This window comes from Halorubrum salipaludis, from assembly GCF_002286985.1.
GTDB lineage: Archaea > Halobacteriota > Halobacteria > Halobacteriales > Haloferacaceae > Halorubrum > Halorubrum salipaludis.
Genome location: NZ_NSKC01000003.1, coordinates 12,564 through 38,805 on the forward strand (window position 1 = coordinate 12,564; position 26,242 = coordinate 38,805).

Annotated in this window: 32 protein-coding genes; 17 read left to right on the forward strand and 15 right to left on the reverse strand. The window is 71.5% G+C overall.

Features of this window, described 5'->3' with window-relative positions:
- Window positions 1-2 precede the first annotated feature (2 nt).
- The 5 genes from CK500_RS05590 to CK500_RS05600 are packed head-to-tail and all read left to right on the forward strand — an operon-like array spanning window position 3 to window position 3,491.
- Complete coding sequence (locus tag CK500_RS05590; RefSeq protein WP_095636273.1) at window positions 3-1,259, forward strand: ABC transporter substrate-binding protein; 1,257 nt, start codon at window positions 3-5, stop codon at window positions 1,257-1,259.
- Window positions 1,260-1,436: a hypothetical protein gene (locus tag CK500_RS17340; protein WP_198951508.1), complete on the forward strand. Its 177-nt coding sequence runs from the start codon at window positions 1,260-1,262 to the stop codon at window positions 1,434-1,436.
- Window positions 1,433-1,597: a hypothetical protein gene (locus CK500_RS17175; protein WP_158224029.1), complete on the forward strand. Its 165-nt coding sequence runs from the start codon at window positions 1,433-1,435 to the stop codon at window positions 1,595-1,597. The genes CK500_RS17340 and CK500_RS17175 overlap by 4 nt, the downstream gene beginning before the upstream one ends.
- Window positions 1,594-2,424 (forward strand): FAD-dependent oxidoreductase, encoded by an 831-nt coding sequence (locus tag CK500_RS05595; RefSeq protein WP_095636274.1) that lies wholly within the window; start codon window positions 1,594-1,596, stop codon window positions 2,422-2,424. Before CK500_RS17175 ends, CK500_RS05595 begins: the two co-directional genes overlap by 4 nt.
- Window positions 2,425-2,447: 23 nt before the next feature.
- Complete coding sequence (locus CK500_RS05600) at window positions 2,448-3,491, forward strand: DUF7551 domain-containing protein (protein WP_095636275.1); 1,044 nt, start codon at window positions 2,448-2,450, stop codon at window positions 3,489-3,491.
- Between the two features lie 13 nt (window positions 3,492-3,504).
- Here the strand turns inward: CK500_RS05600 and CK500_RS05605 are convergent, their stop codons facing one another.
- Window positions 3,505-4,599: a TrmB family transcriptional regulator gene (locus tag CK500_RS05605; protein WP_095636276.1), complete on the reverse strand. Its 1,095-nt coding sequence runs from the start codon at window positions 4,597-4,599 to the stop codon at window positions 3,505-3,507.
- A gap of 61 nt (window positions 4,600-4,660) precedes the next feature.
- Window positions 4,661-6,967 carry an alpha-amylase family glycosyl hydrolase gene (locus tag CK500_RS05610; protein ID WP_095636277.1) on the reverse strand — a complete coding sequence of 769 codons (2,307 nt, stop codon included), beginning with the start codon at window positions 6,965-6,967 and terminating at the stop codon, window positions 4,661-4,663.
- 103 nt (window positions 6,968-7,070) lie between these two features.
- On the opposite strand from CK500_RS05610, the gene CK500_RS05615 reads away from it, so the two are divergent.
- A complete protein-coding gene (locus CK500_RS05615; protein WP_095636278.1) occupies window positions 7,071-9,236 on the forward strand; it encodes a glycoside hydrolase family 15 protein in 2,166 nt (721 codons plus the stop codon).
- Window positions 9,237-9,758: 522 nt separating this feature from the next.
- On the opposite strand, the gene CK500_RS05620 is transcribed toward CK500_RS05615, so the two are convergent.
- From CK500_RS05620 to CK500_RS05635, 4 genes are all read right to left on the reverse strand, one after another.
- Window positions 9,759-9,941, reverse strand: a complete 183-nt coding sequence (locus CK500_RS05620; protein ID WP_095636279.1) for a DUF7511 domain-containing protein — start codon at window positions 9,939-9,941, stop codon at window positions 9,759-9,761.
- A 125-nt stretch (window positions 9,942-10,066) separates the two neighbouring features.
- Window positions 10,067-10,885 carry an imidazole glycerol phosphate synthase subunit HisF gene (gene hisF, locus CK500_RS05625; protein ID WP_095636280.1) on the reverse strand — a complete coding sequence of 273 codons (819 nt, stop codon included), beginning with the start codon at window positions 10,883-10,885 and terminating at the stop codon, window positions 10,067-10,069.
- Between the two features lie 44 nt (window positions 10,886-10,929).
- Complete coding sequence (locus CK500_RS05630) at window positions 10,930-11,955, reverse strand: glycosyltransferase family 2 protein (protein ID WP_095636281.1); 1,026 nt, start codon at window positions 11,953-11,955, stop codon at window positions 10,930-10,932.
- A gap of 93 nt (window positions 11,956-12,048) precedes the next feature.
- Window positions 12,049-12,321 carry a MarR family transcriptional regulator gene (locus CK500_RS05635; RefSeq protein WP_004049512.1) on the reverse strand — a complete coding sequence of 91 codons (273 nt, stop codon included), beginning with the start codon at window positions 12,319-12,321 and terminating at the stop codon, window positions 12,049-12,051.
- A gap of 152 nt (window positions 12,322-12,473) precedes the next feature.
- On the opposite strand from CK500_RS05635, the gene CK500_RS05640 reads away from it, so the two are divergent.
- Window positions 12,474-12,866 (forward strand): PPOX class F420-dependent oxidoreductase, encoded by a 393-nt coding sequence (locus CK500_RS05640; RefSeq protein WP_095636282.1) that lies wholly within the window; start codon window positions 12,474-12,476, stop codon window positions 12,864-12,866.
- 121 nt (window positions 12,867-12,987) lie between these two features.
- On the forward strand, window positions 12,988-13,734 hold the full coding sequence (locus tag CK500_RS05645; RefSeq protein WP_095636283.1) for a class I SAM-dependent methyltransferase: 747 nt from the start codon (window positions 12,988-12,990) through the stop codon (window positions 13,732-13,734).
- 1 nt (window position 13,735) lies between these two features.
- Here CK500_RS05645 and CK500_RS05650 read toward each other — a convergent pair whose 3' ends face one another.
- A complete protein-coding gene (locus CK500_RS05650; RefSeq protein WP_095636284.1) occupies window positions 13,736-14,155 on the reverse strand; it encodes a TRAM domain-containing protein in 420 nt (139 codons plus the stop codon).
- A gap of 161 nt (window positions 14,156-14,316) precedes the next feature.
- Here CK500_RS05650 and CK500_RS05655 point away from each other — a divergent pair, with 161 nt between their 5' ends.
- Window positions 14,317-15,222 (forward strand): dihydrodipicolinate synthase family protein, encoded by a 906-nt coding sequence (locus CK500_RS05655; RefSeq protein WP_095636285.1) that lies wholly within the window; start codon window positions 14,317-14,319, stop codon window positions 15,220-15,222.
- A gap of 46 nt (window positions 15,223-15,268) precedes the next feature.
- Here the strand turns inward: CK500_RS05655 and CK500_RS05660 are convergent, their stop codons facing one another.
- Window positions 15,269-16,054 (reverse strand): YkgJ family cysteine cluster protein, encoded by a 786-nt coding sequence (locus CK500_RS05660; protein ID WP_095636286.1) that lies wholly within the window; start codon window positions 16,052-16,054, stop codon window positions 15,269-15,271.
- 119 nt (window positions 16,055-16,173) lie between these two features.
- Here CK500_RS05660 and CK500_RS05665 point away from each other — a divergent pair, with 119 nt between their 5' ends.
- Complete coding sequence (locus CK500_RS05665) at window positions 16,174-16,620, forward strand: DUF5788 family protein (protein ID WP_095636719.1); 447 nt, start codon at window positions 16,174-16,176, stop codon at window positions 16,618-16,620.
- A gap of 4 nt (window positions 16,621-16,624) precedes the next feature.
- On the opposite strand, the gene CK500_RS05670 is transcribed toward CK500_RS05665, so the two are convergent.
- The 7 genes from CK500_RS05670 to CK500_RS05700 form a co-directional block, all read right to left on the reverse strand.
- Entirely contained in the window at window positions 16,625-17,662 is a 1,038-nt protein-coding gene (locus CK500_RS05670) for a hypothetical protein (RefSeq protein ID WP_095636287.1), read from the reverse strand.
- Window positions 17,663-17,734: 72 nt separating this feature from the next.
- Entirely contained in the window at window positions 17,735-18,205 is a 471-nt protein-coding gene (locus tag CK500_RS05675) for a Rieske (2Fe-2S) protein (protein WP_095636288.1), read from the reverse strand.
- A gap of 489 nt (window positions 18,206-18,694) precedes the next feature.
- On the reverse strand, window positions 18,695-19,315 hold the full coding sequence (locus CK500_RS05680; RefSeq protein ID WP_095636289.1) for an NfeD family protein: 621 nt from the start codon (window positions 19,313-19,315) through the stop codon (window positions 18,695-18,697).
- Window positions 19,316-19,522: 207 nt separating this feature from the next.
- Window positions 19,523-19,840, reverse strand: a complete 318-nt coding sequence (locus tag CK500_RS05685; RefSeq protein WP_095636290.1) for a DUF7312 domain-containing protein — start codon at window positions 19,838-19,840, stop codon at window positions 19,523-19,525.
- Between the two features lie 77 nt (window positions 19,841-19,917).
- Window positions 19,918-21,675, reverse strand: a complete 1,758-nt coding sequence (pyk, locus tag CK500_RS05690) for a pyruvate kinase (protein ID WP_095636291.1) — start codon at window positions 21,673-21,675, stop codon at window positions 19,918-19,920.
- Window positions 21,676-21,784: 109 nt separating this feature from the next.
- Complete coding sequence (locus tag CK500_RS05695) at window positions 21,785-22,291, reverse strand: metal-dependent hydrolase (RefSeq protein WP_095636292.1); 507 nt, start codon at window positions 22,289-22,291, stop codon at window positions 21,785-21,787.
- A gap of 96 nt (window positions 22,292-22,387) precedes the next feature.
- Window positions 22,388-23,323 carry a thiazole biosynthesis protein gene (locus tag CK500_RS05700; protein ID WP_095636293.1) on the reverse strand — a complete coding sequence of 312 codons (936 nt, stop codon included), beginning with the start codon at window positions 23,321-23,323 and terminating at the stop codon, window positions 22,388-22,390.
- 545 nt (window positions 23,324-23,868) lie between these two features.
- Between CK500_RS05700 and CK500_RS05705 the strand changes: the two genes are divergently transcribed.
- From CK500_RS05705 to CK500_RS05735, 7 genes are all read left to right on the forward strand, one after another.
- Window positions 23,869-24,135 carry an eL43 family ribosomal protein gene (locus CK500_RS05705; protein ID WP_095636294.1) on the forward strand — a complete coding sequence of 89 codons (267 nt, stop codon included), beginning with the start codon at window positions 23,869-23,871 and terminating at the stop codon, window positions 24,133-24,135.
- A gap of 4 nt (window positions 24,136-24,139) precedes the next feature.
- The gene (locus CK500_RS05710; protein WP_004049526.1) at window positions 24,140-24,274 is read left to right on the forward strand and encodes a DNA-directed RNA polymerase subunit P; all 135 of its coding nucleotides are present in this window, start codon (window positions 24,140-24,142) and stop codon (window positions 24,272-24,274) included.
- An 18-nt stretch (window positions 24,275-24,292) separates the two neighbouring features.
- Window positions 24,293-24,556, forward strand: a complete 264-nt coding sequence (locus CK500_RS05715; RefSeq protein WP_095636295.1) for a KEOPS complex subunit Pcc1 — start codon at window positions 24,293-24,295, stop codon at window positions 24,554-24,556.
- Between the two features lie 112 nt (window positions 24,557-24,668).
- Complete coding sequence (locus CK500_RS05720; RefSeq protein ID WP_095636720.1) at window positions 24,669-25,052, forward strand: prefoldin subunit beta; 384 nt, start codon at window positions 24,669-24,671, stop codon at window positions 25,050-25,052.
- Window positions 25,053-25,058: 6 nt separating this feature from the next.
- A complete protein-coding gene (locus CK500_RS05725) occupies window positions 25,059-25,349 on the forward strand; it encodes a DUF3194 domain-containing protein (RefSeq protein ID WP_095636296.1) in 291 nt (96 codons plus the stop codon).
- 172 nt (window positions 25,350-25,521) lie between these two features.
- Window positions 25,522-25,719, forward strand: a complete 198-nt coding sequence (locus CK500_RS05730; RefSeq protein ID WP_095636297.1) for an HVO_0649 family zinc finger protein — start codon at window positions 25,522-25,524, stop codon at window positions 25,717-25,719.
- 82 nt (window positions 25,720-25,801) lie between these two features.
- A complete protein-coding gene (locus CK500_RS05735; RefSeq protein ID WP_095636298.1) occupies window positions 25,802-26,227 on the forward strand; it encodes a universal stress protein in 426 nt (141 codons plus the stop codon).
- Window positions 26,228-26,242 lie beyond the last annotated feature (15 nt).

Genomic DNA, 26,242 nt, shown 5'->3' on the forward strand with positions numbered 1-26,242 from the left:
CAATGGATACCAACGACACGATTCGAGACGGGACGGCGACGCGGAGAGAGACGATCAAGTACGGCGGTACGGTCGCCCTCGGCGGTCTCCTCGCCGGCTGTGTCGGCGGCGGCGACGGCGACGGATCCGGTTCGTCCGACGCCGCCCCGACCGAGAACTCGACTGACGACGACTCGACCGAGGACGGTTCGGACGAGTCCGACTCCGAGGACGAGGCCGACGAGAGCTACACGGCGTCGATCTCTCCGGTCGGCGACGTGACCTTCGAGTCGCCGCCGGAGACGGTGTTCACGCGGCTCACCCACCACGCGGACATGGCGTTCGCGCTCGGCCGCGGCGACGGGATCACGGCGATGCACGCCCCCGACTACTACGACGGGCTCTGGAACCAGTACGTCGAGCGGCTCCCCGGCGTCTCGCTCGACTGGTCGGGGCTCTACTCCTCGTGGGAGCCGGACAAGGAGAAGCTGTACGACCTCGACAGCGACGTTCATCTCGCGGATCCGGCGTGGCTGACGCAGCTGGAGGGATGGGAGCGCGAGGACGTCGACGAGATCGCCGAGAACGTCTCGCCGTGGTTCGGCAACTCCCTCAGCGACCGCCATCAGGAGCCGGCCGGAGAGTGGGTCGACGGCTACGAATACTACGGGCTCTGGGAGCAGTTCGAGCGCGTGGCCGAGGCGTTCGACGAGCGCGAGCGCTACGAGGCGCTCGCGGCGGTCCGCGAGGAGCTCCTGTCGACGGTCGACGAGCGGCTGCCGCCGGAGGAGGAGCGGCCGACGGCGGTCATGATCGCCGCCGCGGACATCGAGCAGATCTACGCGTACACCCTGAGCAACCCCGGCTTCCTCACGTCGCACACGCGCCCGCTCGGGCCGCGCGACGCGTTCGAGGGGAGCGTCGAGTCGGGTTCGGTCGTCGACTTCGAGACGATCCTCGATGCGGACCCCGACGTAATCTTATACCTCGGCGGCATGGAGCCGGGGACGGACATGGCCGGGCGGCGGACCGCCTTCGAGGAGGACCCCGTCGGCTCGCAGGTCGCGGCGGTTCAGAACGACCGGATCCACCCGCAGGGCGCCCGGTACCAGGGGCCGATCCTCAACCTCTTCCAGATCGAGATGACTGCGAAGCAGCTCTACCCCGACGAGTTCGGTGCGTGGCCGCGGTACGAGTCGGGCCCGTACCCGGAGATTCCGGCGGACGAGCGGCTGTTCGACCGTCAGCGCGTCGCCGACGTCATCAACGGGGACCTGTAGATGCGCGCCCGCGAGTGGACGGTCGCCGCCGCGTTCGGCGACCCGACGGAGTACGACGTGCCGGACCTCCCGACGTGGCGCGTCGAGCGCGGCGACGACGGCGACCTCGCGTTCGCGGCCGCCGACCGCGACGAGCCGTTCATCGCGGCGGCGCGACCGGTTCGGGTGCGGCGATGAGCGCGACCCGCCTCGATGGGGTCCCGGGACTGGCCGGAACCGGTGCGGTCCCGGACCGAAGCGACTACGGCGGCTCGCGCGCCCCGACCGGTATGGCGAACGCGACGACGGTGGCGATCGACGGCGACGACTCGCGACTCGAACGGGGGATCGACCGATGAGCGCCGACGAGACGCCCGTAGATGAGGCCGATTCGCGCCGCTCCCGCGACGTGGTCGTCGTCGGCGGCGGCGTCGCCGGTCTCTCGGCGGCCGTCTTCACGGCCCGACAGGGGCTCGACACGCTCGTGGTGGACGACGGCGGGTCGCTCCTCCGGCGGAACGCGCACCTGGAGAACTTTCCCGGCTTCCCGCTCGGCGTGGACGCCCGACGGCTGCTCGACCTCCTCGCCGAGCAGGCCGAGACCGCCGGCGCCGACCGGCTCGACGGCCGGGCGACGCGCGTCTCGGCGGTCGACCTCGACGACACCGACGGCTCCGAGACCGGCGGCGACGCCCGGTTCGTCGTCGAGGTCGACGGCGCTGGCGAGGGGGACGACGCGGACGACCGCACCGACCCGATCCGGACCCGCCACGTCGTCGCCGCGACGAAAAACGAGGTCGGCTACCTCGACGGCGTCGAGGGGGTCGGGATCCTCGACCGCGGGAAGTCGTACGTCGACACCGACGAGCGCGGCCGGACCGGCGTCGACGGGCTGTACGCGGCCGGCCGGCTCGCGGAGAAGCCGCACCAGGCGGCGGTGTGCGCGGGCCACGGCGCGGAGGTCGGCGTGACGATCCTAGAGGAGGACGACCGCGGGTTCTACCACGACTGGGTCGCGCCCGAGGGGTACTTCACCGACCGCGGCCGGCAGGTGCCGCCGGGCTGCGAGGAGATCGGCGACGACGAGCGCCGCGAGCGCGAGGCGGCGTCGCGCGAGGCGATCCGGGAGCGGTTCGCGGGGCCGCACCCGGACCCGCAGGAGACGCACCCGAGCCTAGAGGAGTGAGCGGCGCGCGGAGGTGACACCACGTGATCGGAACGACGCTACTCGAGATCGGCGACCACATCGAATCGCTCGCGAGCGAGACGGGCGAGTACTCGCTGGTCTGCGCGCGGTACGGCGACCGACCGGTCCCGGCGGCCGGGCTCCGGTTCGAGAGCCGCGCCGTCGCGCGGGCCGCGGCGCGCGCCACCGAGCAGTACCGCGACGCGCTCCGCCGGTACGACCCGCGGCTGCCGTACTACGACGTGATCGTCCGCCAGGAGTTCGCGGGAGACGGCCCTGACCTCGGGGCCGGCGCCGGACCGAACGCCGGCGCCAGCGGCCCGAAGCGGTCCGACGATCCCCACGACGTGCGGCGGTTCTCGGCTGCGGAAGCCTCCGAGTGGGACCTCACCGAGCCCGCCGTGGAGGACGCGACTGGAGCGGGCCGCCCGGGGGACCGAGGCGGCCGGAGGGAGGCGAGGGACCGGGACGACCGCGGTCGCGACCGGAATGACCGCGGCCGCGACCGCGTCGAGTTCTGCCACGAGGCAGCGGCCGGGGTGTTCGAGGCGCTGTCGGCGGGCGGCCACGACGACGCCGAGTCGGCGGTGATGGACGCGTACTTCGCGTTCGCCGAGCGCGTGGATGACCCTGACGACCTCTGTCTGTGCCTCCTCGAAGCGATGGCCGAGGTCCTCCACCGGCGGCTCGCGCCCGACGAGCAGGCGTCGGTGCTGTCGGAAGCGGCGTCGGGGCTCCCGCCCGTCGACGACGCAGACCCCGTCTCCGGGGCGTTCGACCGCCTCGCGGGGGCCGGCGTCGTCGACGGCTACAGCCGCGAGTCCGAGTCGAGGCCGGTCGCGTCGCCCGACGGCGATACCGTTCTGGTGTCGAACTACGCGTTCACGCCCCGAAACGGGCGGTTCCCGACGCTGCCGCTCGTCCTCGAACTGTACCGCCGGACGGAGCCCGGTCGTCGCCCCGACGCGGTCCGGATCGACGCCGTCGACGAGGGGTGGCGGGTCAGCCTCTCCGCCGGCTCCGGCGACGGGCCGGTCGGGCTCGCCAGCGCGGCGATCCGGTCGTAACCGGAGCGCTCCGTCACTCGTCCGCGTCGTCGGAGCCGTCCCCCTCCGCCCCCTCCGCTTCGATCCGCACGAGGTCGGCCTCCACGTCCTCCACGAAGGCGCCCTGTCCCCCGACCGTGACGGTCTCGCCGTCGTCGGTCTCGACGACGAGCGAGTGCTCGACGGGGAACTCGTTAGTCGTCGGCTCCACCATCCCCTGCTTCGACTCGACGACGCGGCCGACAATCTCGACCGACTCGTCGTCGTCGGTCCGCCGCCCGCCGACGGTGACGCGGGGGGTCTCCCCGGCGCGGAGGCGGAGCGTCGCCTGGAGGACGGTGTGCCTGAAGTTCGCGTACTCGGCCGGGAGCGGCGCGGGCGCCGCGGTCGCGAGCTCGTCGGCGGCCGGCCAGTAGTTCCCGAGGAACGAGCCGACGATCACCGGCGCGAGCTGCTCCTGCGAGAAGTGGATCGCCTGTCGGTCGGTGTTGGACCGGCGCAACAGCTCGGGCGGGACGACGACCCCGGCCGCGGAGTCGACGGTGAGCAGTGTCGGCATCGCCTCGCCCCACGTCCGGACGACGCTGGCGACGCCGTCGAGCTCGCCGTCGAACCCGCCCGGGACCCCGCTCGCGTCCGAGACGATGAGCAGCACGAGGACGCCGCGGTCGACGGCCTCGACGAGCGACTCGCGGATCTCGGGGAGGTGGTCGGCGGTGATCGACAGCGCCACCTCCGAGTCCGCGTCCGCGAGCAGCGACCGGATCCGCTTTATTACCGTCACCCGGGACTTGATCACCTCGAACTGCTCGGTCTGTCGCTCCACCCGTGAGAAGCGCTCCTCTAACCCGGGGCGGATCGCGTCCACGTCCGACCGGAGCCGGTTTATCACCTCGTCCGGCGGGTTCGCGCGGATGGTCGTCGGCACGACGTGGTCGTTCACCTCGACGAAGCCGCGCTCCGCGAGCGACTCGCTCACGCTGTACACGTAGCGTTTCGACACGCCCGCGGCGTCGGCGACGGTGCTCGCCTTCGCCTCGCCGTGCGCCAAGAGACTGAGGTACGTGTCGACCTCCTTGTCCGAGAGCCCGAACCGGCGGAGGAGATCGTTCAGCGTCCGGTCGTCCATGTGACAGAGAAGGGCGAGGGACTCACTTATAAGGGTCGGAGCGACGCGGCGGCGCGGTCCCTCACCGGAGGACCGCGACGGAGTCGACCGCGACGTCGGTGTCGACCGCACGGTCCGCGAACAGGTCGGTCTCGACCCGGTCCGGAACCGTCACGGTCGCGGGGGCCTCCGCGAAGTTGACGACGACGAGGAGGGCGTCGTCGCCGTCACTGTCGTCGTTGCTGCCGCTGGCGCCACCGTCGCCGCCATGCTCGCCGTCGTCCTCGTCGGGCCTCCGGACGAACGCGGTCACGCGCTCGGCGTCGCCGTCGACGACCGACACGTCGGCGGCGAGCCCCGCGAAGTCGACGGCGCCGTCCCGGAGGAGCGGCTCGCGCTCGCGGAGCGCGGCGAGGTCGCGGTGGAAGTCGGTGAGGTCGTTGTCGCCGTCGTGCCACCGGATCGGTCCGCGGTACGTCTCGTTGCCGCGCTCCTGTCCGGCGTACACCATCGGCGCGCCGGGGAGGGCGAAGACGGTCGCCGCTGCCGCCTTCAGCGCTCCTCGGCCGTACTCGGCGAGGTAGCGCTCCTCGTCGTGGTTCTCGACGTAGCGCATCTGCAGGCCCGGGTCGTCGAAGCCGAGCCACTCGGCGCGGGCGAACGCGCCGGCGAGCGCGTCCGCGGGCGCGTCGCCCGCCCCGACTGACCGGAGGGTCTCGTACAGCGAGGTGTCGTAGTGGAGGTCGAACTCCCCCTCGCCGTAGAAGGGGTCGTGCGGGAGCGTCTCGTCGAGCAGGAGGAAGTCGTCGGGGACGCGGTCGCTCACCTCCTTCCAGAAGCCGTGGGGGACGCCCCACGCCACGTCGGCGCGGAAGCCGTCGACGACCGCGCTCCACTCGTCGACCACGTCGAGCAGCCACTCGCGGACCGCCGGAGAATCGAAGTTGAGGTTCGGGATCCGGCGCCAGTTGAAGTAGTACTCCGGCATGTCGCCGTCGGCGAGCTCCGCCCAGTCGGTGTCGGTCACGTCGAAGGCGCTGTCGGCCCGGCGGTAGTGGTCGGCGTACTCATCGACCCCGGCGGCGTGCATCTGGAAGGCGGGGTGGTCGCGGGACGTGTGGTTGATCACCAGATCGAAGATCACCCGGATCCCGGCGTCGTGGCAGGCCGCGACCAGCGACTCGAACGCCTCGCGCGAGCCGAGGTCGCTCGCGGTGTCGTAGTAGTCGGTGACGTGGTAGCCGTGCTCCGTCGGCGAGGCGAGCACGGGCGTGAGCCAGAGCGCGTCGACCCCGAGGCTCTCGACGTAGGGGACTCGGCGCTCGATCTCGCGGAACGTCGTCGGCAGGGTGTCGCCCGCGAACGACCGGACGAAGACCTCGTAGATCGTCGGGGAGTCGGCCCATTTGGGCGGCGCGTGCGGATCGCGCGCGGCGAGCGACCCGGCCTCGTCCACCCCCGCGGCGCCGCTCCTGTCGCGCTCGATCCGGACCGTCTCCGCCGCGCCGTAGCGGTCCCCGTGCGGGACGGCGTGGATCCGGACCCCGCCAGCGAGGTCGTCCGGAAGCGCCGAGACCGGGATCGAGAGGGCGTCGCCCGCCGCCAGCGACTCGATCCGCGCGACCGTCTCGGGGGGCGCGTCGCGGTCGTCGACGAGGAAGTCGACGGCGACGGGCGACTCGCCGGCGGTCCTCCCGGAAGCGCCGTCCCCGTCGTCGGGGGTCGATTCCTCCCCCCCGTCGAGGTCGGGCGGCGCGGCGGCGTCGGCGGTAATTCGGACCGCCTCGGCGTCGCCGTCGCCCTCGACGACGCTCGTCGACAGCGAGACGCGCGGCCGCCCCGGGCCCGGCACCGTCACGGCGTCGCGGTGCTCGTTGCTGGGGTCGTCGTTGGCGACGAAGCTGAACCCGTGGCGGCCGGGCGGCACGCGGACCGGACAGACCCAGTCGTCGCCGTCGCGCTCGGGGCGGTCGCGCGCGAGCAGGCGGTCGTTGTGGGGCCACATCAGTGAGACGCGGTCCACGTCGCTGTCGTCGACGGGGAGGTCCGCGGCGGGGACGCGGAGCTCGACCGGCCGCCGCTCGTCGGGGTAGGCGCGCACGCGCTGGCGGTGGGTCCCGTCCGGGGCGTCGAGCGTCAGGACGTACGTTCCGGGGGCGTCGGGTCGGAGGTGAACGACCGGCGCGTCAGGCCGGCTCGTCGCGCCGGGAACGAGGACTCCATCGTCGTCGTCGCTTCCGCGGACCGGCTCCCCGTCGGCGCGCGCGTCGCTCTCCGCGGGCGCGTCGCGGAGGGTCCACTCGTAGGTTCCGTCCGGATCGGGGCTCCGCGGCGACAGCTCGACGGATTCGCCGACGCTCGTCGCGCGCGGCGGACCGGGGTCGTGCATACGGGTTCCCGACGGCGCCCCGGCTTGAGCGTTTCCGTTCTACGAATGAATGAACAATAATTACACCAAAACTTCATACGCGGAGGGTCCGTGTACTCGCGTAATGCAACTCCGCGACGCGCTCGACGACTACAAGCGAAACACCGGGCACGCCACCCGGTTCCCGGGCGAACGCCGGACCGTCACCGGGCGATTCTCGGGCGGCGACGGACGGCTCGTTCACGTCGCCGGCGACGGCGAGCTCCGCGACTTCGGCTACCCGCTGACCGGCCGAACGGGGCTCGTCCGCTCGCGCGTCGGCCTCGCGGTCGGCGACGAGATCGCGTGGCTCGACGAGGTGCCGACCGAGCAGCGCTACGTCGGCGACACGACCCTGATCGAGACCGTCCACGAGACGGACCACGGGACGGTCACCCGCCACGACGCGACGATCGGCGACGCCCACCTCACGCGCGCGTCGGTCGACGTGGGCGACGACGGCCACGCGAACGTCGACCCGGCCGACCTCTCGCTCGTCGTGTACGCCCGGTTCGCGCCGGACGGACGCGACGATCGAGTGGGACAGCTCCGGTACGACGACGCGGTCGAGGTGTACCACGCCGACGAGCGCGACTTCCTCGCGAGCGACACCGGTCTCGCCGACCTGCGCGGCCAGCTCCCGGCGACGTTCCCCGAGCTGCTCGACGACGCCCCCACCGACCTCCCCCGCGACCGCGACGGGGACCGCTACGAGGAGGAGCGGCTCTCCGGCGAGGTGATCGCGGACGTGCCCTTCGAGGAGGGCGTCGCGACGGTCGGCACCCTGCTGACCGACCGCGAGGAGACGACGCGCGAGGCCGCCCGCGAGCGGCTCGCGGCGCTGTTCGCGGAGCTCGACTCCCCCGACGCGCTCGCCGCGGCCGCGGGCGAGACGATCCCTGCGGTCCCCGAGTCGGTCCCGGCCCGGGAGTCGGTCGTCGCCGACCTCCGGGTTCTCTCGCTGCTCTCCGCGGAGTCCGGGCTCCGGATCGCCGGCCCGGACTTCGACCCCTTCTACTCCACCTCCGGCGGCTACGGCTACACGTGGTTCCGCGACGACGCCGAGATCTCGACGTTCGCGCTCGACGCGGACGACCGGCTCGGGCTCGGGCTGGACGACTGGCACGCGCGTTCGGCCGAGATGTACGTCGCCACCCAGCGCCCGGACGGCTCGTGGCCCCACCGGGTGTGGCCCCGGAACGGGGCGCTGGCGCCCGGCTGGGCGAACGCGCGCATCGAGGACGGGCCCGACGTGGACTACCAGGCGGACCAGACCGGGAGCGTCATCGCCTACCTCGCGCAGGCGCGCGCCGCGGGCGTCGACGCCGAGGGGCTCGACGAGACCCTCGTCGCCGCGCTCGCCGGGCTCGACGAGACCCTCGCGGACGACGGGCGCCCTGTCGTGTGCCAGAACGCGTGGGAGGACAGCGCCGGGCGCTTCGCGCACACGACCGCGACGTTCCTGGAGGCGTACAGCGAGCTCGCCCTCCACGGCGACGGGCTGGAGGCGGCTGCGCTCGACGCGGACGCCTTCGGGTCGACCGCGGCGCTCGACCCCGCCGCGCTCCCCGACGACCTCGCCGCCCACGCCCGCGATCAGGCGGCGCGGGTGTACGACGCCCTCGACGACCTGTGGGTCCCCGAGCGCGGCTGTTACGCGCTCCGCGAGACCGCCGAGGGCGCGATCGACGACCGGCTCGACTCCTCGACGCTGTCGCTGGCGAGCGCGCACCGCTCCTTCGACGCGCTCGGGCGGGGCGACGGCGAGGGCGGCGAGCGCGGCGACGGGGCGGACGCCCCCGGCGCGGTCGACGATGAGCGCCTCGACCGGCTGGTCTCGCACGTCGAGACGGTCGTCGACGGGCTCGCCCACGAGAGCGACGAGATCGCCGGCCTGATCCGGTACGAGGGCGACGGCTGGCGGCGGGCCGGCCAGCGCTCCGAGAAGGTGTGGACGGTCTCGACCGCGTGGGGCGCGAACGCCTGCGCGGAGCTGGCGGTCCTCCTCGCCGACCGCGAGGATCCCCGCGCGGCCGAGATGGTCGAGAACGCCCGGGAGCTGCTCGCGCACGTCTCGCCCGGCGGCTCCCTCTGTGAACCGACAACGTATCTCCCCGAGCAGTTCTTCGACGACGGGACGCCCGACAGCGCGACGCCGCTCGGCTGGCCCCACGCGATCCGACTGGCGACGGTGGCGCTGCTCGACGACGAGCTCCCGCAGTTCGCCGACCGCGTCGCCGCCGACGACTGACGCGACGGACGGCGGGTTTTCGATCCAATATTTAAAACACGATGAGCGAATGCGATCCGGATTTATAAGTCATGGTGCGGTGGCGCGTGCCTGCGAGCGGCCGACAGGCCGCGAGTCAGCACGCGCGAGGGAGTCGCGAACAGCGTGGCGCGGAGCGCCACGGGCAGCCGGCGCGGAGCGCCGGCGACGAAGTGAGCGACGAGGCTGGGGAGGTGTGAGGTGCGGTTGCGGTGCGGTCGGGTGGGACTCAAAGGGGCAGCCGGGAGGACGAAGCACGGCGCAGCAAGCACCGCAGCGAAGGAGCAACGCGACTGAGCGAGGAGCACAGCAAGCCGCGCGAGTCCTCCCGGCTGGGGCTTTGGCGGTGTTCACCGTCGATCCGGCGCCAACAATTTATAAACGAGCGGCTGGGGCTTTGGCGGTGTTCGTCGTTTCGTCGGATACTTATAAACCCACTTCGGACACGCATCACTTGCGGGTGCGGTATCTCACACAACACACGCAAAAATCGACGCGCCGGACCTATCGCCACTCGTCGGCCGGCACGCAGTCCGCCGCACGGACCGTGATCCACCGGGTCGTCCGCTCGTCGGGATCGCGGTCCCGCTCGAAGAACGTCACCTCCCCGCCGTCGGAGTCGCCGTCGGTCCGCTTACAGACGAGCTCCGACCGCTCGGCACGGACGCGCGTCGATGACGTGGACATACGTCACGATTCGCTCCGGATCAAATAATAAGTATTGGTTTTCTTTCGCAATCTGCGAAACAACCGTCGTCAATACCGGAAATTAACCGAACTCCGAGTGAAACGGCAGATCGAATTCGCCTCCCCTACAGCCGGACCGGAACGCCGCGCTCGTCGAGGTACTGCTTCGTCTCCTCGATCGAGTAGTCGCCGAAGTGGAAGATGGAGGCCGCGAGCCCGGCGTCGGCGTTCGCCTCGGTGAACACCTCGTGCATGTCCTCGGGGCCGCCGCAGCCGGAGGAGGCGATGACGGGGGTCGAGACGGCGTTGCACACCGCCGTCATCAGCGGGATGTCGTAGCCGTCCTTCGTCCCGTCCTTGTCGATGGAGTTGACGAACAGCTCGCCGGCGCCGCGCTCCTCGGCCTCCTTCGCCCACGAGACGGCGTCGATGCCGGTGCCTTCGCGGCCGCCCTTCTTGGTGCACTCGAACCACACCCGTTCGCCGTCCTCGTCCTCGTAGAAGTGCTCGCCCGCGTCGTCGTACCGGCGGCGGGCGTCGACGGAGATGACGATACACTGGCTGCCGAACGCCGCCGCGCCCTCCTCGATGAGCTCCGGGCGCTCCAGGGCGCCGGTCGTGATCGACACCTTGTCCGCGCCCGCGCGGAGCGTCTCCTTGATGTCGGCCTTGGTGCGGATGCCGCCGCCGACCGTCAGGGGGATGAAACACTCGTCGGCGACCGCGTTCACCACGTCGAGCATCGTCTCCCGGCCCTCCGCGCTCGCGGTGATGTCGAGGAAGACGAACTCGTCGGCGCCCGCGGCGTTGTACTTCTTCGCCAACTCGACCGGGTCGCCGGTGTACTCCAGATTCTCGAAGTTGACGCCCGTGTACACCGCCGCGTCCCCGTCGTCGTCGAGGTCGACGTCGATACAGGGAATGATCCGCTTCGTGAGTCCCATTCGTTACCGGTCGTTGGCGGCGGCCGGGGTTAAAAGACGCGGGGTCATTCCTCCGACGACCGCCGGTCGTACTTCGCGACGGCGCGGTCGGCGCGCTTCGAGATGCCGTTCGGGTTCCGGGCCGGGCTCCGGTCCCGACTCCGCGCGACGAGGCCGTCGGAGGTCCCGCCGGCCAGCCCGAGGAGCACGTCGCGGCCGGTGGCGGCCCACCGCGAGGGGGTCGACTCGCCGCGGAGCACGTCGCCGGCGGCCCCGACGGCGTCGGTCGCGGCGTGCGTCCCGGCCCGCGCGACCACGGTCGGGCGGATCCCGTAGTTCTTCAGGAGGCGGTACGCGAGCGCCCGGTACTTCCACCCCCACTCGCGGGCGCTGCGCCCGCCGTCGGCCGCCGTCGGGCTCGGGAGCTCCTTGGCGACCGCCATCTCCTCGCGCCACGCCACGGTCCGCCCCATCTGGGCCAGCCTGTGGGCCGCGTCCCGCGCGCCGCCGGTGTTGAGGTACTCGTCGAAGCCGTCCAGGTCCCGGAGCGTCTCGCGCCGGAAGGCGACGTTGCCCCCCTCGAAGTAGGTCACCTCGGTGCCCGCGATGCTCCGGCGCTCCGGGCCGTCGCGGGGCTCGTCGTCTCCCCGCCCGTCTTCGTCGTTCTCTCTTCCGTCTCCGCGTCTCCCGTCGCGTCCTCCGTCCTCACCGTCGCGCCCTCCGTCGTCGTCGCGCCCCGCCGCCGGTTCGATCGGGGTTACCGGTCCCGTCACGGCGTCCGCGTCGTCGAGGCCGGCGCGGACGGCGTCGACCCACCCCGCTTCGATCCGGTTGTCGTAGTCGACGAGGGCGACCGCGTCGCCCGTGGCGACCTCGATGCCGGCGTTGCGGGCGACGTTGACCGTGCGGTCGGAGATCTCCACCAGCACGTCCACGTCGTCGCGGTCCCGCACCATCCCGGTGGTGCCGTCGGCGGAGGGGCCGTTGGCGACGATCACCTCCGCCTCGGGAGCGTGGGCCGCCAGCGCGTCGAGGCAGGCGGCCAACCGGTCCCGCCCGTTGAGCGTGGGAACGACGACCGAGAGGTCCATACGGTCGGGTATCGAGGCCGAGGATTAAAAAGGGCTCTGTGCGGGCGACAGCGCGGTCGCGCCGCGATCGGTCGGCGAGCGTCCGGGCGCGCTTCAAACAGTCAGGTAGTACACCTGCTTGCGCGCGTCCTTGAAGCTGTAGCGGGAGTCCACGAGCCCCTCCTCCTCCAGGCGGTTGAGCGCGTAGCGGACGGTCCGGTCGGGGAGCAGCGACTCGTCGGCGAGGCCGCCCTGCGAGAGCGGGGCGTCGCCCTCCAGCACCTTCGCGACGAGTTTGGCGCTCGGGGGGAGTTCGCGTAAGCGGTCGCGGTACTCGGCTTCCGACAGGCGGTCCTGGTCAGCGGTCTCCGCGGGACTGGTACTCATGTCTCATGCCAAATCCGCGCCTATTGGTAAAGGTTGGCTACATATAGGGCAATCCGATTGGAATAATATAATGTGTTAATATCACAGCTCAGACGGCTGTCAATCCCGATCGATCAGGCGTATTTTGACGCCGTGGCGCGTCCGATCGGTCGATGATCCCCGAGTCGCACGTCGACATCTTCGAGTCCGAGTCATACGCCCACCTCGCGACGGTGATGCCGGACGGGACGCCGCACGTGACGCCGGTGTGGGTGGACCACGAGGGCCGGGAGTACGTGCTCGTCAACACGGCCCGCGGCCGCCAGAAGGAGCGGAACGTCCGCCGGAACCCGAGGGTGGGCGTGAGCGTGCTCGACCCGACGGACCCCTACCGGTACGTCTCGGTGCGCGGTGAGGCCGAGCTCACCGAGGAGGGGGCGACCGAGCACATCGACGAGCTCGCGCGGCGCTACTTCGACGTCGACGAGTACCCCCATCACGGCGAGGAGTCCGGGTCGCGGGTGTTGGTGAAGATCCCGGCCGAGACCGTCACGACGAGCGGGTGACCGGCTCCGTCCCGTCGATCGGGCCGCCGACCGTCGTGAGACCGGTCGGCGCCGCCGCCGTCGAACGCTCGCCGACCGCATCCAGTACGGTTTTGTCGGTCGGGCGTGCAGTACGCACAACGTGAAGGGACAGGACTGGTACCAGGCCGACGAGGTCGCGGAAGAGTACGAGGACGTACGGTTCTCCGGCGGCGGGGAGCTCATCGACCGGCGCGAGAAGGAGGCGGTCCTCTCGGCGCTCGGACCGATCGAGGAGGGGCACCGCGTGCTGGAGGTCGCCTGCGGCACCGGCCGGTTCACGACCATGCTCGCGGACCAGGGGGCCGACATCGTCGGGCTCGACATCTCCCGCGAGATGCTCGAACAGGGCCGCGAGAAGGCGGCCGAGTCGGGGCTTTCCGACACGCTGGAGTTCGTCCGCGGCGACGCCTCTCGGCTCCCGTTCCCCGACGACCACTTCGACTCGGTGGTCGCGATGCGCTTCTTCCACCTGATGGACGACCCGGTGCCGTTCCTCTCGGAGCTGCGCCGCGTCAGCGCCGATCAGGTGTTCTTCGACACCTTCAACAGCCGCAGCCTGCGGACGCTGTACACCTGGCTGCTCCCGATGGGGTCCCGGCTCTACTCCGAGAAACAGGTCGTCGACATGCTCCGCGCGGCGGACCTGACGCTCGCCGGCGAGGAGCACGACTTCGTGCTGCCGTACGGCTTCTACCGGGAGCTTCCGGGGCCCGTCGCGAAGCCGTTCCGGGTGCTCGACGAGCTCGTCGGCAACACGATCCCGGGCGACTACGTCGCGTCCGTCTCCTACTGGGACGCCCGGATCCCCGGAGACGAGGGCTCGGCGGAACCGGACGCCGCCGAGTGAGCTACGGCGACTCCTCGACGACTTCGCCCACCGCGAAGTTCGATTTGACTTCCGTTACCTCGATTTTCACGCGCTCGCCGACCTCCGTGTCCGGGACGATGATCACGTACCCCCGCTCGACGCGGGCGATCCCGTCGCCCTGCTTCCCGAGGTCCTCGATCTCGACGTAGCGCATCTCGCCGGGCTCGACCGGGGGTTGGGGGCCGTCGTCGTCGGCGCGGGACGCCGAGGCGTCGACGCCCTCGTCGGCCGTTTCGGTCGCCTCGGACTCTGACCGAGAGATGAGCGCGACGCGGTACGTCTCGCCCGGCTCCAGCGAACCGGTCTCGACCTCGCGTCGCGGGACATCGACGACGTACTCGCCGTCCTCCTCGCGAACGTCGGCGCTGAACAGACAAAGGAGCTTCTCTGAGATCTCCATAGTAGACTCCAGCGAAACGTGGTGACGGACCAGTATAGTTGTACCGCCGACACGCCCGCGATCCGTTCGGACTCCGGGCGGTGCGTTCGTAACGGGGGTCGCCTCCGGCAACCGTCGCCACCGGACCAAGGCCTTTCTCGGCGCCCGCCGAACCGACACGCATGACCGAACCGGAGTTCCGACACGGTGCCGTCTCGTCCCCGATCGTGACGCCGTTCGACGCCGAGGGCGGCGTCGACGCCGACGCGCTCGCGACCCACGTCGAGGCGCTCGCCGACGCCGGCCTCGACGGGGTCGTCCCCTGCGGGACGACCGGCGAGTTCGCCAGCCTCACCGACGCGGAGCGACGGACCGCGATCGAGACCGTCGTCGAGGCGGCCGACGACGGGCTCGCCGTGATCGCCGGCGCGGCGGACACGACGGTCTCGGGCGCCCACGATCGGCTGCGGTTCGCCGCCGAGGCGGGCGCCGACGCCGGGCTCATCACGCTCCCGTACTACCACACGTCGACGAGCCCCGACGGCCAGCGGGCCTTCTTTGAACGGGTCGCCGACGGCTCTCCCCTCCCGATCTACCTGTACGACATCCCGGCGACGGTCGGCGAGCCGATCGACCCCGGGGTCGTCGGCGACCTCGCCGACCACGAGTCGGTCGTCGGGCTGAAGGATACCTCCGGCGACCTCACCGGGCTCGACGCGGCCCTCCGCCGGACCCCCGACTCGTTCACCGTCTTCCAGGGCGTCGACGCCCAGCTCTACCCGACCGCGTCGCTCGGCGTCGACGGCGGGATCAACGCGCTCTCGCAGGTGATCCCCGAGGCGTTCGTCGCGCTCGGCGAGGCGCTCCGCGCCGGCGACGACGAGCGCGCCCTGGCGCTCCACCGGGAGGCGATCGCCCCGGTGTTCGCCCGGTGCGCCGAGCACGGGTTCGCGCCCGTCGCGAAGGTCGCGGCCGCGCACCGCGGGTTTATTCCGGACCCGCGGGTCCGCCCGCCGCTCACGCTCCCCGACGCGGCGGCGCGCGAGGCGATCGCTGCCGACGTCGACGCGGCGCTGGACGCGGTCTGAGGGGAGAAGCGGGCGGTCGCCGGCGCGCCGGGGCGGCGGAGCGCGCTCACTCCCCGTCGATCGGCGTCCCGTCGGCCTCCTTCGGCCCCTCGGAGTCGAAGACGACCGCGTCGCCCTCGGCGCGCTCGGCGGCGGTCGGGTCGTAGCCGTCCCGCACGCCGATCGCCTCCTCCAGTTCGCGGACCGCGCGCTCCTTGAGCGACGCCGCCAGCGCCTCCGCGTCCTCGCGGGAGATGTCGCGGCCGAGCCCCTCGCACTCGTGGGCGCGGACGACGTCCGCCTCGTCGACCGCCTCGCCCATCGGCTGGCTCGTCCCCTCCAAGGCGACGCTGAACGGGTAGGTCCGGCAGATGAGCGGTCGGGCGTCGTGGACGGTACACGCTCCCTGCCCGTCCGTCTCCTCGTAGAAGGTGCAGTCGCCGCAGTCGTCGGTCGCGAGCGCCCACTCGAACGTCTCGCCGGTCGGCTCGCCGTCCTCGTCGGCGGAGAGTCCGAAGGGCATGGGACGGGCGACGTCGCGCCAGTCGTACGGCTCGCCGAACTCGGCCTCGGCGGCGTCGGCGACCGCGCGGACCTCGTCCGGGAAGACGGTGGCCGTGTGGGGTTCGCGGTCGGTGGCGTCGCGGTCGTCGGTGGCGTCGCGGTCGTCGCTGTCGCCGGCGGGCTCGTCGACACCCTCCCCCGCCGGCGCGCCGCCCGGCTCGTCGGGCGCGTACCCCGTACAGCAGCCGCCGCAGCGCGTGCACTCGAAGCCGATCGACTCGATGGCGTCGGCGAGCTCGCCGGGGTCGAGGTCGCGGGCGCGGTCGAGCTCGGCTTCGAGCGATTCCATGGGACCGCTTGCGACGCGGGCGAGTTAACCCCGTTCCTTCGCTCGCTGCGGTGCCCTCCGAGGTCGGAGCGAGGCGCGCGGCGAAGGAGCGAAGTGCGACCGCCCCCTACCGACCGGGCGTGAAGGAGTACGAGCGGAAGGGACTCTTGGAACGCGTCAACCGCGAGGCGGCGACGGTGGGCGCCGACATCCCGGAGGAGATCGAGATCCAGGGCGAGCCGATCGAGCTTCGGTCGTTCGTCTTCGAGATCAAGCGCCGCGACACGGTCCCGCCCGGCGAGCGCGAACGGGTCGAGCAGGCGAAGCGGAACCTGCGGCGCGAGCGGTTAGAGCGGCTCGAACCCATCGAGGAGAACGAGGTGAGCTACGACCGCGGCGAGGAGCTGGCGGCCTCGATCATCGGCATCGACCGCGCGCTCGACGCGCTGGAGGGGCTCGACGCGCCCGACCCGGAGACAGAGGCGAAACGGCAGGAGGCGGCCGACCGCAAGCGCTGGATGAGCTTCCTGAAGAAGGCGCTCGGGCGGGACGACGCGGGCGGCGCGGGCGGTCGGACGCGCTTCTAACCCCTCAAGGCGACTCGTCGCCGGCCGGCAGAAACCGGAGCCGGTAGTCGTAGTACCGGTCCTCGTAGCGGATCCGATCCGCCCCCGACTCGCTCACCCCTCCGTCGTTCCGAACGTCGCCGTCGAGGTACGGGCGCTCGTGAAACGCCCGGAGCACCTCAGCGTACCCGTCTGAGTACGGATGCGACTCCTCGTACCCGTCGTGTCTGGCCGCTTCGATCACCTCCACCGCATCCGCCGAGAGGTCGTCACCGTCGATCCGCGCGCCGACGGTGCGCGCCCGGAGGATCGCCTCCATCTCCGCGGGCGACTCCGCGACCGGCTCCGCGACGGCGCGGTACACGGGCTCGTGGAACCGCTCGCGGGCGACCGCGACCCGATAGACGATGTCGCGGTACGTGACGCGGGACGGCCCGTCGTCGGCGAGCAGCGCGCTCGCGTCGACCGCCTCCTCGTCTCGGTAGACGTATCCTCCGCGCTCGACCAGCCCGACCGGCATCCCGCCGGCGTTGTCCCGCGCCCGCGCCGCGAAGTGCGCGATCTCGACGGCGCGCCGGTCGCCCTCCGGGAGCGCCTCGGCGTCGGCGGCCTCTGGCTCGTCGGTTTCGGTCCCGTCGGCTTCGTCCCCGTCGGCCTCCCCGTCCTCGACCCCGAACAGCCGCAGCACCGGTCGGGTCGCTGCCGCCTCGTCGACGACGACGGAGCTCAGCCGGTAGTACGTCCCCTCGTGGACGGCGTAGGTCGGGTCGTCCGGCGTCGAGAAGAACGGCGTCCGGAACTGCGTGGTGTGCGTCTCCCCGCGCCGGGCGGCCGCGAACGCCCCGTCGTCCCACCGCGTGTCGGTCTCCGCGGGGTCGACGACGGTGCGGTCACGGAGCGTCTCTCCCGCGTCGCTGAGGCTGAGCGACAGGACGCGGTCGGCGTCGCCGTCGTTCGCTGGGCCGCCAGTCACCGACCCGTCGAGGCAGCCGGCGATTGTGCCCGCTACCGCGGCGAGGCCGCCGGCGAGTAGCCGGCGCCGGGAGGGCTTCGGAGTGTGCATACCCGTCCTACGTCGGGCCCCCATAAATGCGCCGGCGTTGCACAAAGAGCCGCTGTCGTCTCCGCGTTCTCCTCAGTTCCCCGTGAAGTCGATCCGCGAGTCCCCGGCGTCGTCGTCGCGGGTCGCGTGGCCGAGCCGGACGAACTCGTAGGCGTCATCGGCGAGGTACACGTCGTCGCCGTCGACGGTCACGTCGACCGACTCCAGAACGGCCCCCTCGCAGGGCCCGAAGTTGCAGTAGCCGCCGTCGGCCTCGAAGGTGGCGCCGTGCTTCTGGCAGAATACCTCGCCGTTCCGGACGAACGCCCCGTCGTCCTTGTCGAGGCGCACGTCGGTCCAGTGCTGACAGTAGTTGCGGAACGCCCGCACCTCGCCGGCCGCGCGGGTGAGGATCGCCTCCGCCTCGGGGGTACCGTCCGCGGCCTCCCCTACGTCGCCCTCGCCCTCGTCGACCGCGTCGGCGTCGACCGGCCGCAGCGTCACGAGCAGCGTGCTGTCCTCGGGAACCTCCTCGACGGCGGCGATCCGGCGGTCCGCGTCCATACGCGTTCGTGACTGGCGGCGCGTTTGAAGGTTCTGCGTTCGATCGAGGCGACGGACGATGTGGTCGTTTATAAATCGCTGATCGACGCAGACGAGACATCCAAAGCCCCAGCCGCTCGGCTGTACGACGATGCGGTTGTTTATAAATCGTTGATCGACGCGGACGAGACCTCCAAAGCCCCAGCCGTGAGGCGGGCGCACGCTCGCTGCGCTCCTCGGTCGCTCACTTCGTTCGCTCCCTGCGGTGCTTCCGTCGCCTGCGCCCGCCTCGCGGCTGCCCCTTTGAGTCCCGCCCTGCACAGCACCGCAGCCTCACGCCTCCCCAGCCTCGTCGACCGGCGCTTATAAGCGCCGGTCGACTCCCTCGCGCGTGCGACTCGCGCCCTCCGGGCGCTCGACGGCACGCGCCACCGCATCTCGGTTTATAACTGATCGTCGCCGTCGCACAGTCGTTTATAAATCCGATCTCCGTCGCCGTCGCGGTCGCGGTCACTCGCGTTCGGTCTCGGTCTCGCGTTCTGGTTCGCCGCCGTCCGCGCTCTCTTCGGTCTCTCGCTGCGCCTCCTTCCGCGCTCGGTCCGCGGCGAGCTCCTTGTCGATGTCGTCCTCAACGTACCCCATCGACTCCACGGTGACGACGTTGCCGCCGCCGGGGTCGACGACCATCACCTCCTCGCCCTCCTCGATCGTCCCCTCGATCGAGCGCGCGGAGTAGTGGGGGTTGAACCCGCCGCCGGAGAGCTTCACCTCGCCGCCGGCCGTGGTCACCTCCTCGGTGACGACGCCGGTTTTCCCCTTCAGCGCGTCGCTGTCGCTCGTCTGCTGCTGCCCCTTCCCGCCGTACAGGTCGAACTCGTGGTAGCCGTAGAAGGCCGCCGCGCCGAAGAGGAGCGTCAGCACCGCCATGACGAGGGTCAGCCCCGCGCCGACGACGCCGAGCGACGTGAGGAGAAGGCCGCCGAGCCCGGCGCCGATCAGCGCGATCCCGACCACGATGAAGTTCGCGCCCGGAGCCAGCGCCTCCGCCATCGAGAGCAACAGCCCGGCCGTCAACAACAGCAGGGGCAGCGTGTCCGGAGCGAGGAGTCCGGACTGCACGAGCACGTCCATGTCCGGACGTACGGCCGCGGCGGTATAAGTGGTGGTGCGGGAGGGCGGCGGTGCGGGAAGGTGGCGGTGCGGCAGGATGGCGGTGCGGGAAGGTGGCGGTGCGGCAGGATGGCGGTGCGGGAAGGTGGCGGTGCGGCGAGATGGCGGTGCGGGGACGGAGCGGGTGGGCGGCAGTGCCGGAGGGCGCCGGACCCGGCCGGCAACCGATCAGAACCCGACGAAGAGGACGCCGAGCGTGAGCACGACGCCCAGCGCGACGAAGACGGCGTTCTCGGGGTCGATCGATCCCGGTTCGATCGGCTCGTCCTCGGGCGTGTGCGTGTCCTCGGTGACGCCGTCGGGACCCACGTCGTCGACGGCGAACCGCCACTGGCTCTCGTCGTCGCCCTCGTCGTCGCCCCCAGGGTCGTCGGCGCGGGTCTCGTTCGCCCGGCTCCGCACGTCGCCGCCGTCGTCGCGGCGGTTCTCCCCGTCGCGGTCCCCCCCGTCGCCGCCCCCTCGGTCGCGGCCGTCGTCGCTGCTCATACCGGCGGCTAAGCGACTCATCAGTAAATGGCTGGCGGGTGGGGGCGGTACGCGAAGCGAGCGTGGAAACCGCGTCGCTACCGCTCCCGCGCCGCCGCGATCACGTCGCCGTCGTAGACCACGCCCCGCTCGCCGTCGACCGTCACCACGGTCCCGTCGGCCACGCTCTCGGGGAGGCGCGCGCCGGAGACCATCGGGACGCCGAGCTCGCGCGCGACCACGGCCGGGTATCCCGTCATCCCCTCGCGGGCGTCGACAATCCCGGCGAGCCCGTCCAGATCGCCCGTGAACTCGCCCTCGAAGTTCGGGCCGAGCGCGACGATCGACCCCTCGGGGACCTCGCTCAGGTCGCCGTCGGCGGTGCGGTACACCGGGGCCGCGACGCTGCCGGCGACGACCGCCTTGCCGGTCACGAGCGTCTCGGCGGCGACGTGGACCTTGAGCGTGTTCGTCGTGTTCGTCCCCTCGAACTCGGTCAGCATGCCGGAGAGCACGACGAGGGTGTCTCCCGACTCGGCCCCGCCGCGGTCGAGCGCGGCGTCGACCGCGTTGTCGAGGATCGTCTCCATGTCGTGGGCGTACTCGGTGAGGACGGGACGGACGCCCCACGAGAGCGCGAGCTGTCGGCGGACGCGGTCGTTCGGGGTCGTCGCGACCACCGGGACGCCGGGGCGGAACATCGCCGTCTTGCGGGCCGTGAAGCCCGACTCGGAGACGGCGACCACGGTGGAGGCGCCGATGTCGCGCGCGAGGTAGCGCGCGGACCGGGCCAGCGCCTCGGTCCGCGAGCCCTCCGCCGCGGCCGGGACGCGCTGCTCGCGCGTCTCCGCGTACTCGTCGCTGGACTCGACCTCGCGGACGATGCGGTCCATCGTCTCCACGACGTTGACAGGGTCGTCGCCGATGGCGGTCTCGCCGGAGAGCATGACGGCGTCGGTCCCGTCGAGGACCGCGTTCGCCACGTCGGACGCCTCGGCGCGGGTCGGCCGCCGGGAGGAGACCATCGAGTCGAGCATCTCCGTCGCCGTGATGACGGGGACGCCCGCGTTGACGCACTTGCGGATGATCCGCTTTTGAATGACGGGCACGTCCTCCAGCGGGCACTCCACGCCGAGGTCGCCGCGGGCGACCATCACGCCGTCGGCGGCGTCGACGATGCCGTCGAGGTTCTCGACCGCGCCCGCGCGCTCGATCTTCGCGACGATCGGGATGTCGTCGGCGCCGCGCGCCTCGAGGGCGTCCGCGATCTGATAGACGTCGGCGGCGTCGCGAACGAAGGAGGCCGCGACGAAGTCGGCGTTCGCCCGCGCCGCGAGGTCGAGCTCGGCCTCGTCCTCGGCGGTGATGAGGTCCACGTCGATGGCGACGCCCGGGAGGTTGACGCCCTTCCGCGAGCTGAGCTTCCCGCCGGAGACGACGGTGGCGACCACCGACTCCCCGTCGACGCGCTCGACCCGACACTCGATCCGGCCGTCGTCGAGGAGGACGGTGTCGCCCGGTTCGGCGGCGCCGATCGAGTGGGTGAGGCCGACGCGCTCGGGCGTGGCGTCGTCGCCCTCGACGAACGTCACCTCGGACCCGGTCGCGAGCTGGATCGGCTCCTCCAGTTCGGCGGTGCGGACCTCCGGCCCCTTCAGGTCGACCATCACCGCGAGGGGGTCGTCGATCTCGTCGTCGACGGCGCGCGCGCGTTCGATGACCTCCTCGCGGTGGGCCGTCGTCCCGTGGCTGGCGTTCAGCCGGACGACGGACATCCCCGCGTCGGCGAGGTCGCGGATCGCGTCCCGGTCGTCCGACGCGGGACCGATCGTACAGACGATTTTGGCGTTTCGCATGTCGCCGGATTCGGCGCAGGGGCGGAAAAAGCCACACGGTTGAGTCGCCACCGAGTGAACGTTCGTGATGGTTGCTCGGATCACCGACTGCGCTCCCGGAGCCGGCGGCTCAGGGCGTGAGCGCGACCGACAGCGCGAGGGCCGCGACGCCGAGGCCGAGGAACAGCCGGTTCGCGCGGGGGTTCGCGGCCGGTGTCAGGTCGAAGGTGACGTGCCACGTCGAGAGGGGGCGGAACGGCCGGATCCCCATCGGCGTGATCGCGTCGGCGGCGACGTGCGAACAGAGCGAGAGCGTCGCGACGCCGCCGGCGAAGACCGGAGTCCACGCGGGGAGCGCGGATCCACCGCTCGCGAGGAGATTAATCCCGCCCCTCGCGGGGAAGACGAGCCCGCCGGCGACGGCGACGACTGTTCCCGTTGCGACCACGAACCCGACCGTGTGCGTCGGGCCGCGGTGCGCGACCGGCAGCCGGTGATCGAGGTCCGGGACCGTCGCGAACGCGACGGCGACCGCCGCGCCGAGGACCGCCAGTCCGGGCTCGCCGGCGACGCGGACCGCTGCCGCGACGGGCGCGTACGCGAGGAGCGCGATCCCGACGTGGCCCCGCCAGTACATGGCCGACGCTCGGGGGATTTCGGTAATAAACCCGTCGAGGGAGGGAGAGCCGTCAGCGGGGGGTTCCGCCGTAGTCGGCGGTCGCGAGGGCTTCCTTCAGTCGTCGGCCGGCGCGGGCGCGCTCCCGGTCGACAGGCTCACGTCGGGGCCCTCGACGCCGAGCTCGTCGAGGGCGCTCTGGGCGGCCTTCTTGCCGGAGACGAGCATGGCGCCGAAGGTCGGCCCCATCCGCGGGAGGCCGTGGGCTGTCGCGACCGCCATGCCGGAGGCGATCAGGCCGTCGTGGACGACGCCGGTGTGCTCGACCACGGCGTCCTCGCTCTCGCCGACCCACATCGAGTCGTGGCCGGGCGAGTCGTGGCCGGGCGCGCCGTACTCGCCGTCGCCGGTCTGGTCCATCCCGGTGTTGTGCTCCTTCGCGTGCTCGATGCCGGGCGCCGAGAGGACGCCGCGCTCGTCGAGCTTGCTGATCGCGACCGCGTCGTGGCCGGTCGCGTCGATGACGAGGTCGGACTCGACCGCGATGGGGTCGACGCAGGTGATCTCGCGGGGGAGCGCGTGGACGGGGGTCCAGTTCATCACGATCCCGCCGACGCGGTGGTCCTCGCGGACGACCAGGTCGGTGAACTCCGTCATGTTCTGGACGCGCGCGCCGGCGTCGCAGGCCGCCTTGATCAGCCCGGAACAGGCCTCCGGGCCGGCCGCGGTGTAGAGGCCGTCGACGTCCTCGACCGGCTCGTAGTCGACGTCGAGGTCCTCGAGGATCTCCTGTGCAGGGTCGCGGACCGTCACCGTGTTCATCAGGAACCCGCCGAGCCAGAACCCGCCGCCGAGGTAGTTGTTCTTCTCGACGATCATCACCTTCACGCCGCGCTCGGCGAGCTCCTTCGCGGCCATCAGCCCGGACGGACCGCCGCCGAGGATGATCACTTCCGAATCGGTGAACTCGAGGAATCCGTCGGTCCACTCGTTGCCGATCGCCTTCGTCACGTCGGTCTCGCTCACGTCGCTGAAGCCGTCGAATCCGTGCATACAACCAAGTAGTATTACCAAGTAGTGAAAGGCGTTGCGGTCGAGGTGGGAGAGCGGATACCGGCGGGAAAGCCTCTCTTCTCCGCGGCTCTCGTCGCTCTCGCGGCTCCCCGACCGCTCGACACGAGAGAGTCGATGTCGCATTCTCGACCGAGACCACCGAAGCCCCAGCCGTGAGGCGGTCGCACGCTCGCTGTGCTCCTCGCTCGCTCGTTTCACTCGCTCCCAGCGGTGCTTGCGTCGCCTGCGACCGCCTCACGGCTGCCCCTTCGAGTCCCACCCCACACAGCACCGCACCTCACTCCTCCCCAGCCTCGTCGACCGGTCTCCGCTTCGCTCCGACCGGTCGACTCCCTCACGCGGCGCTGCTCGGCCGCGAAGCGGCCTCACAGGCGCGCGCCACCGCAACAGCGACAGTCAGTTCAGTCGGTTATGAGCGATCGTCGCTGTGTCGGGCGTCGCCGACGACGCCGGGTTCCCGCCGTCCCGGCCGACCGCCTCGACTCGTAGCCTTTTTACCCGCGCTGGCGGTAGACGCAGTCACTATGGCTGAGGACAAGGCACGAAGCACCGGCAGCGCGGGCCGATTCGGCGCCCGCTACGGCCGGGTCTCCCGCAAGCGGGTCCAGGACATCGAAGAGGAGATGCAGAACGCGACCGTCGACGGCGACGACGTCAAGCGTAAGGGTACCGGCATCTGGGTCAACGAGGAGACCGGCGAGACGTTCACCGGCGGCGCGTACCGCCCCGAGACGCCCGGCGGTCGCACCGTCCGCCGCTCCATCCGCGCCGCGCTCTCCGACGAGGAGTAAGGCGATGAGCTACAAGTGCTCCCGCTGTAAGCGCGACGTCACCCTCGACGAGTACGGCGGCGTGCGCTGTCCGTACTGCGGCCACCGCGTCCTCCTGAAGGAGCGCGGCGGCGACGTGAAAGAAGTCAACGTCGAGTAGCCCGGGACGCCCTCGACCGTGACGGCGACCCGCGCACACGAAACGGTCCTCACGTTCTCCTACCCCTCCGAGCGGCGCGCACGGCTCGTCGGCGACGCCCTCGAACCCGAGGTCGGCGAGATCGACGACGCCCGGTCCGCCGCGACGGTCTCCCGCGACGGCGACGCGGTCCGCGTCCGGGTCGTCGCCGACGACCTCGTCGCCCTCCGCGCCGGGATCAACAGCTGGTCGCGGCTCGTCGAGGTCGCCGAGCGCGTCGGGGCAGCGGGCGGTCGGCAGTAGCTCGACCGCCGTTTTCCTGCTTCTCCAGTGCTGTACCCGACGGATCGGTCGGCGGCGGAGAAGTCGGGGGTTTTTCCGTCCGGGCCGCCTCGTTGCGCCCATGCAAGGGAACATGCCGCCCGAGGCACAGGAGAAGATCGAGGAGCTACAGGAGCTGCAGGAGACCGCACAGCAGGTCGCCGAGCAGAAGGAGCAGGCGCAGTCCGCGCTCAACGAGTCCAAGACGGCCCTCGACGCCCTCGAAGACGTCGACGAGGACGCCGGAATGTACCGCGAGATCGGCGAGGTCCTCGTCGAGACGGACTACGAGTCCGCCTACGACGACCTCGAGGACAAGGTCGACTCCCTCGAAGTCCGCGTCGAGCAGCTCGAGAAGCAGGAGGAGCGCGTGCAGGAGCAGTTCGACGACCTGCAGGGCGAGCTCCAGCAGATGCTCCAGGGCGGCGCCGGCGGCGGCCCGATGGGTCCGGGCGGTCCGGGCGCGGGCGGCGCGTAAGCGCCGATGTCCGACGGATCGAGCGACGGATCGACAGCCGAGCCGACCGACGGGCCGACTGACGAACCCGCGGACGACGAGGTCGTCCGCACCGCCGCGGAGGCGGCCGAGGGCGTCGTGTTCGCCCACTACGACCAGTCGGCGGTGACCGACCTGGACGTGACGGTCACGTTCGAGGAGGGCGTCCTCGACGTCGACGTCTACCTGAACGCCCCCGACGACCCCGACCCGGACGCCGTCGCCCGCGAGGCGGCCGAGACCGCCGGCGAGGCGGTCGACGAGTTGTTCGAGGCGTAGGGCGGCGCACCGCCTTTTCGGACCGCGGTGCTGATCGAGACGGAGAGCGACGCGTCTTCTCGGACCGCTGTGGCGGCCGAACCGGAGAGGGACGCGCACGTCGCCGGCGCGTTCGTCTCCGCGATCCGACCGATCGATGATTATTAATCATGCTGTTGTGTATTGGTACCGTATGTCATCCAGCTACGGCGGCACGTCGGCCTTCGATCGGCTCCGCGCGCGGCTCGACGGGCAGTCGCACGCCTGCGAGGAGTGCGGGTTCGTCGACGAGGAAGGGTCGTGGGAGGCGGTGACGTCGGGCGCGACCGTCGAGTACCGCAGAGAGTGCCCGAGCTGCGGGACGGAACGCGTCCGGCGGTACCGGCTCTGAGGACGACGGATCCGACGGCGACCGACGGCTCCGACCGAGATACTGCGAACCGTTAACACCTACCGGTCCGTGGGGTACCGACATGTACGACGCGATCCTCTGTCCGACCGACGGGAGCGCCGGGAGCGACGCCGCGATCGAGCAGGCCTGCGATCTCGCCGCGCTGACGGGCGCGCGTATCCACGCGCTGTTCGTCGTCGACGAGGGGATCGCCGGGGCCGACGAGTGGGACCTGGTCGTCGAACGCGAGGAGGAGCGCGGCGAGCGCGCGCTCGACGCGGTGGTCGAGACGGCCGCGAACCGGGACGTGGAGGCCGAACCCCACCTCCGGCGCGGTCGCCCCCACGAGGAGATCCTCGACGCCGCGGCCGACTACGGGGTCGACCTGATCGTGATGGGGACCCACGGCCGCACCGGGATCGGGCGCTTCGTCACCGCGGGCTCGGTCGCCGAGCGGGTGGTGCGACACAGCGAGCTCCCGGTGTTGACGGCCCACATCGGCGAGTAATAGCTGATCGGGAGG

What these genes read in the sequence shown, in the direction of transcription:
- CK500_RS05590 (WP_095636273.1), top strand. Translation starts at nt 3, where the DNA reads ATGGATACCAACGACACGATTCGAGACGGGACGGCGACGCGGAGAGAG.
- CK500_RS17340 (WP_198951508.1), top strand. Translation starts at nt 1,260, where the DNA reads ATGCGCGCCCGCGAGTGGACGGTCGCCGCCGCGTTCGGCGACCCGACG.
- CK500_RS17175 (WP_158224029.1), top strand. Translation starts at nt 1,433, where the DNA reads ATGAGCGCGACCCGCCTCGATGGGGTCCCGGGACTGGCCGGAACCGGT.
- CK500_RS05595 (WP_095636274.1), top strand. Translation starts at nt 1,594, where the DNA reads ATGAGCGCCGACGAGACGCCCGTAGATGAGGCCGATTCGCGCCGCTCC.
- CK500_RS05605 (WP_095636276.1), bottom strand. Translation starts at nt 4,599, where the DNA reads ATGGACGACCGGACGCTGAACGATCTCCTCCGCCGGTTCGGGCTCTCG.
- CK500_RS05610 (WP_095636277.1), bottom strand. Translation starts at nt 6,967, where the DNA reads ATGCACGACCCCGGTCCGCCGCGCGCGACGAGCGTCGGCGAATCCGTC.
- CK500_RS05615 (WP_095636278.1), top strand. Translation starts at nt 7,071, where the DNA reads ATGCAACTCCGCGACGCGCTCGACGACTACAAGCGAAACACCGGGCAC.
- CK500_RS05620 (WP_095636279.1), bottom strand. Translation starts at nt 9,941, where the DNA reads ATGTCCACGTCATCGACGCGCGTCCGTGCCGAGCGGTCGGAGCTCGTC.
- hisF (WP_095636280.1), bottom strand. Translation starts at nt 10,885, where the DNA reads ATGGGACTCACGAAGCGGATCATTCCCTGTATCGACGTCGACCTCGAC.
- CK500_RS05630 (WP_095636281.1), bottom strand. Translation starts at nt 11,955, where the DNA reads ATGGACCTCTCGGTCGTCGTTCCCACGCTCAACGGGCGGGACCGGTTG.
- CK500_RS05635 (WP_004049512.1), bottom strand. Translation starts at nt 12,321, where the DNA reads ATGAGTACCAGTCCCGCGGAGACCGCTGACCAGGACCGCCTGTCGGAA.
- CK500_RS05640 (WP_095636282.1), top strand. Translation starts at nt 12,474, where the DNA reads ATGATCCCCGAGTCGCACGTCGACATCTTCGAGTCCGAGTCATACGCC.
- CK500_RS05650 (WP_095636284.1), bottom strand. Translation starts at nt 14,155, where the DNA reads ATGGAGATCTCAGAGAAGCTCCTTTGTCTGTTCAGCGCCGACGTTCGC.
- CK500_RS05655 (WP_095636285.1), top strand. Translation starts at nt 14,317, where the DNA reads ATGACCGAACCGGAGTTCCGACACGGTGCCGTCTCGTCCCCGATCGTG.
- CK500_RS05660 (WP_095636286.1), bottom strand. Translation starts at nt 16,054, where the DNA reads ATGGAATCGCTCGAAGCCGAGCTCGACCGCGCCCGCGACCTCGACCCC.
- CK500_RS05670 (WP_095636287.1), bottom strand. Translation starts at nt 17,662, where the DNA reads ATGCACACTCCGAAGCCCTCCCGGCGCCGGCTACTCGCCGGCGGCCTC.
- CK500_RS05675 (WP_095636288.1), bottom strand. Translation starts at nt 18,205, where the DNA reads ATGGACGCGGACCGCCGGATCGCCGCCGTCGAGGAGGTTCCCGAGGAC.
- CK500_RS05680 (WP_095636289.1), bottom strand. Translation starts at nt 19,315, where the DNA reads ATGGACGTGCTCGTGCAGTCCGGACTCCTCGCTCCGGACACGCTGCCC.
- CK500_RS05685 (WP_095636290.1), bottom strand. Translation starts at nt 19,840, where the DNA reads ATGAGCAGCGACGACGGCCGCGACCGAGGGGGCGGCGACGGGGGGGAC.
- pyk (WP_095636291.1), bottom strand. Translation starts at nt 21,675, where the DNA reads ATGCGAAACGCCAAAATCGTCTGTACGATCGGTCCCGCGTCGGACGAC.
- CK500_RS05695 (WP_095636292.1), bottom strand. Translation starts at nt 22,291, where the DNA reads ATGTACTGGCGGGGCCACGTCGGGATCGCGCTCCTCGCGTACGCGCCC.
- CK500_RS05700 (WP_095636293.1), bottom strand. Translation starts at nt 23,323, where the DNA reads ATGCACGGATTCGACGGCTTCAGCGACGTGAGCGAGACCGACGTGACG.
- CK500_RS05705 (WP_095636294.1), top strand. Translation starts at nt 23,869, where the DNA reads ATGGCTGAGGACAAGGCACGAAGCACCGGCAGCGCGGGCCGATTCGGC.
- CK500_RS05710 (WP_004049526.1), top strand. Translation starts at nt 24,140, where the DNA reads ATGAGCTACAAGTGCTCCCGCTGTAAGCGCGACGTCACCCTCGACGAG.
- CK500_RS05720 (WP_095636720.1), top strand. Translation starts at nt 24,669, where the DNA reads ATGCCGCCCGAGGCACAGGAGAAGATCGAGGAGCTACAGGAGCTGCAG.
- CK500_RS05725 (WP_095636296.1), top strand. Translation starts at nt 25,059, where the DNA reads ATGTCCGACGGATCGAGCGACGGATCGACAGCCGAGCCGACCGACGGG.
- CK500_RS05730 (WP_095636297.1), top strand. Translation starts at nt 25,522, where the DNA reads ATGTCATCCAGCTACGGCGGCACGTCGGCCTTCGATCGGCTCCGCGCG.
- CK500_RS05735 (WP_095636298.1), top strand. Translation starts at nt 25,802, where the DNA reads ATGTACGACGCGATCCTCTGTCCGACCGACGGGAGCGCCGGGAGCGAC.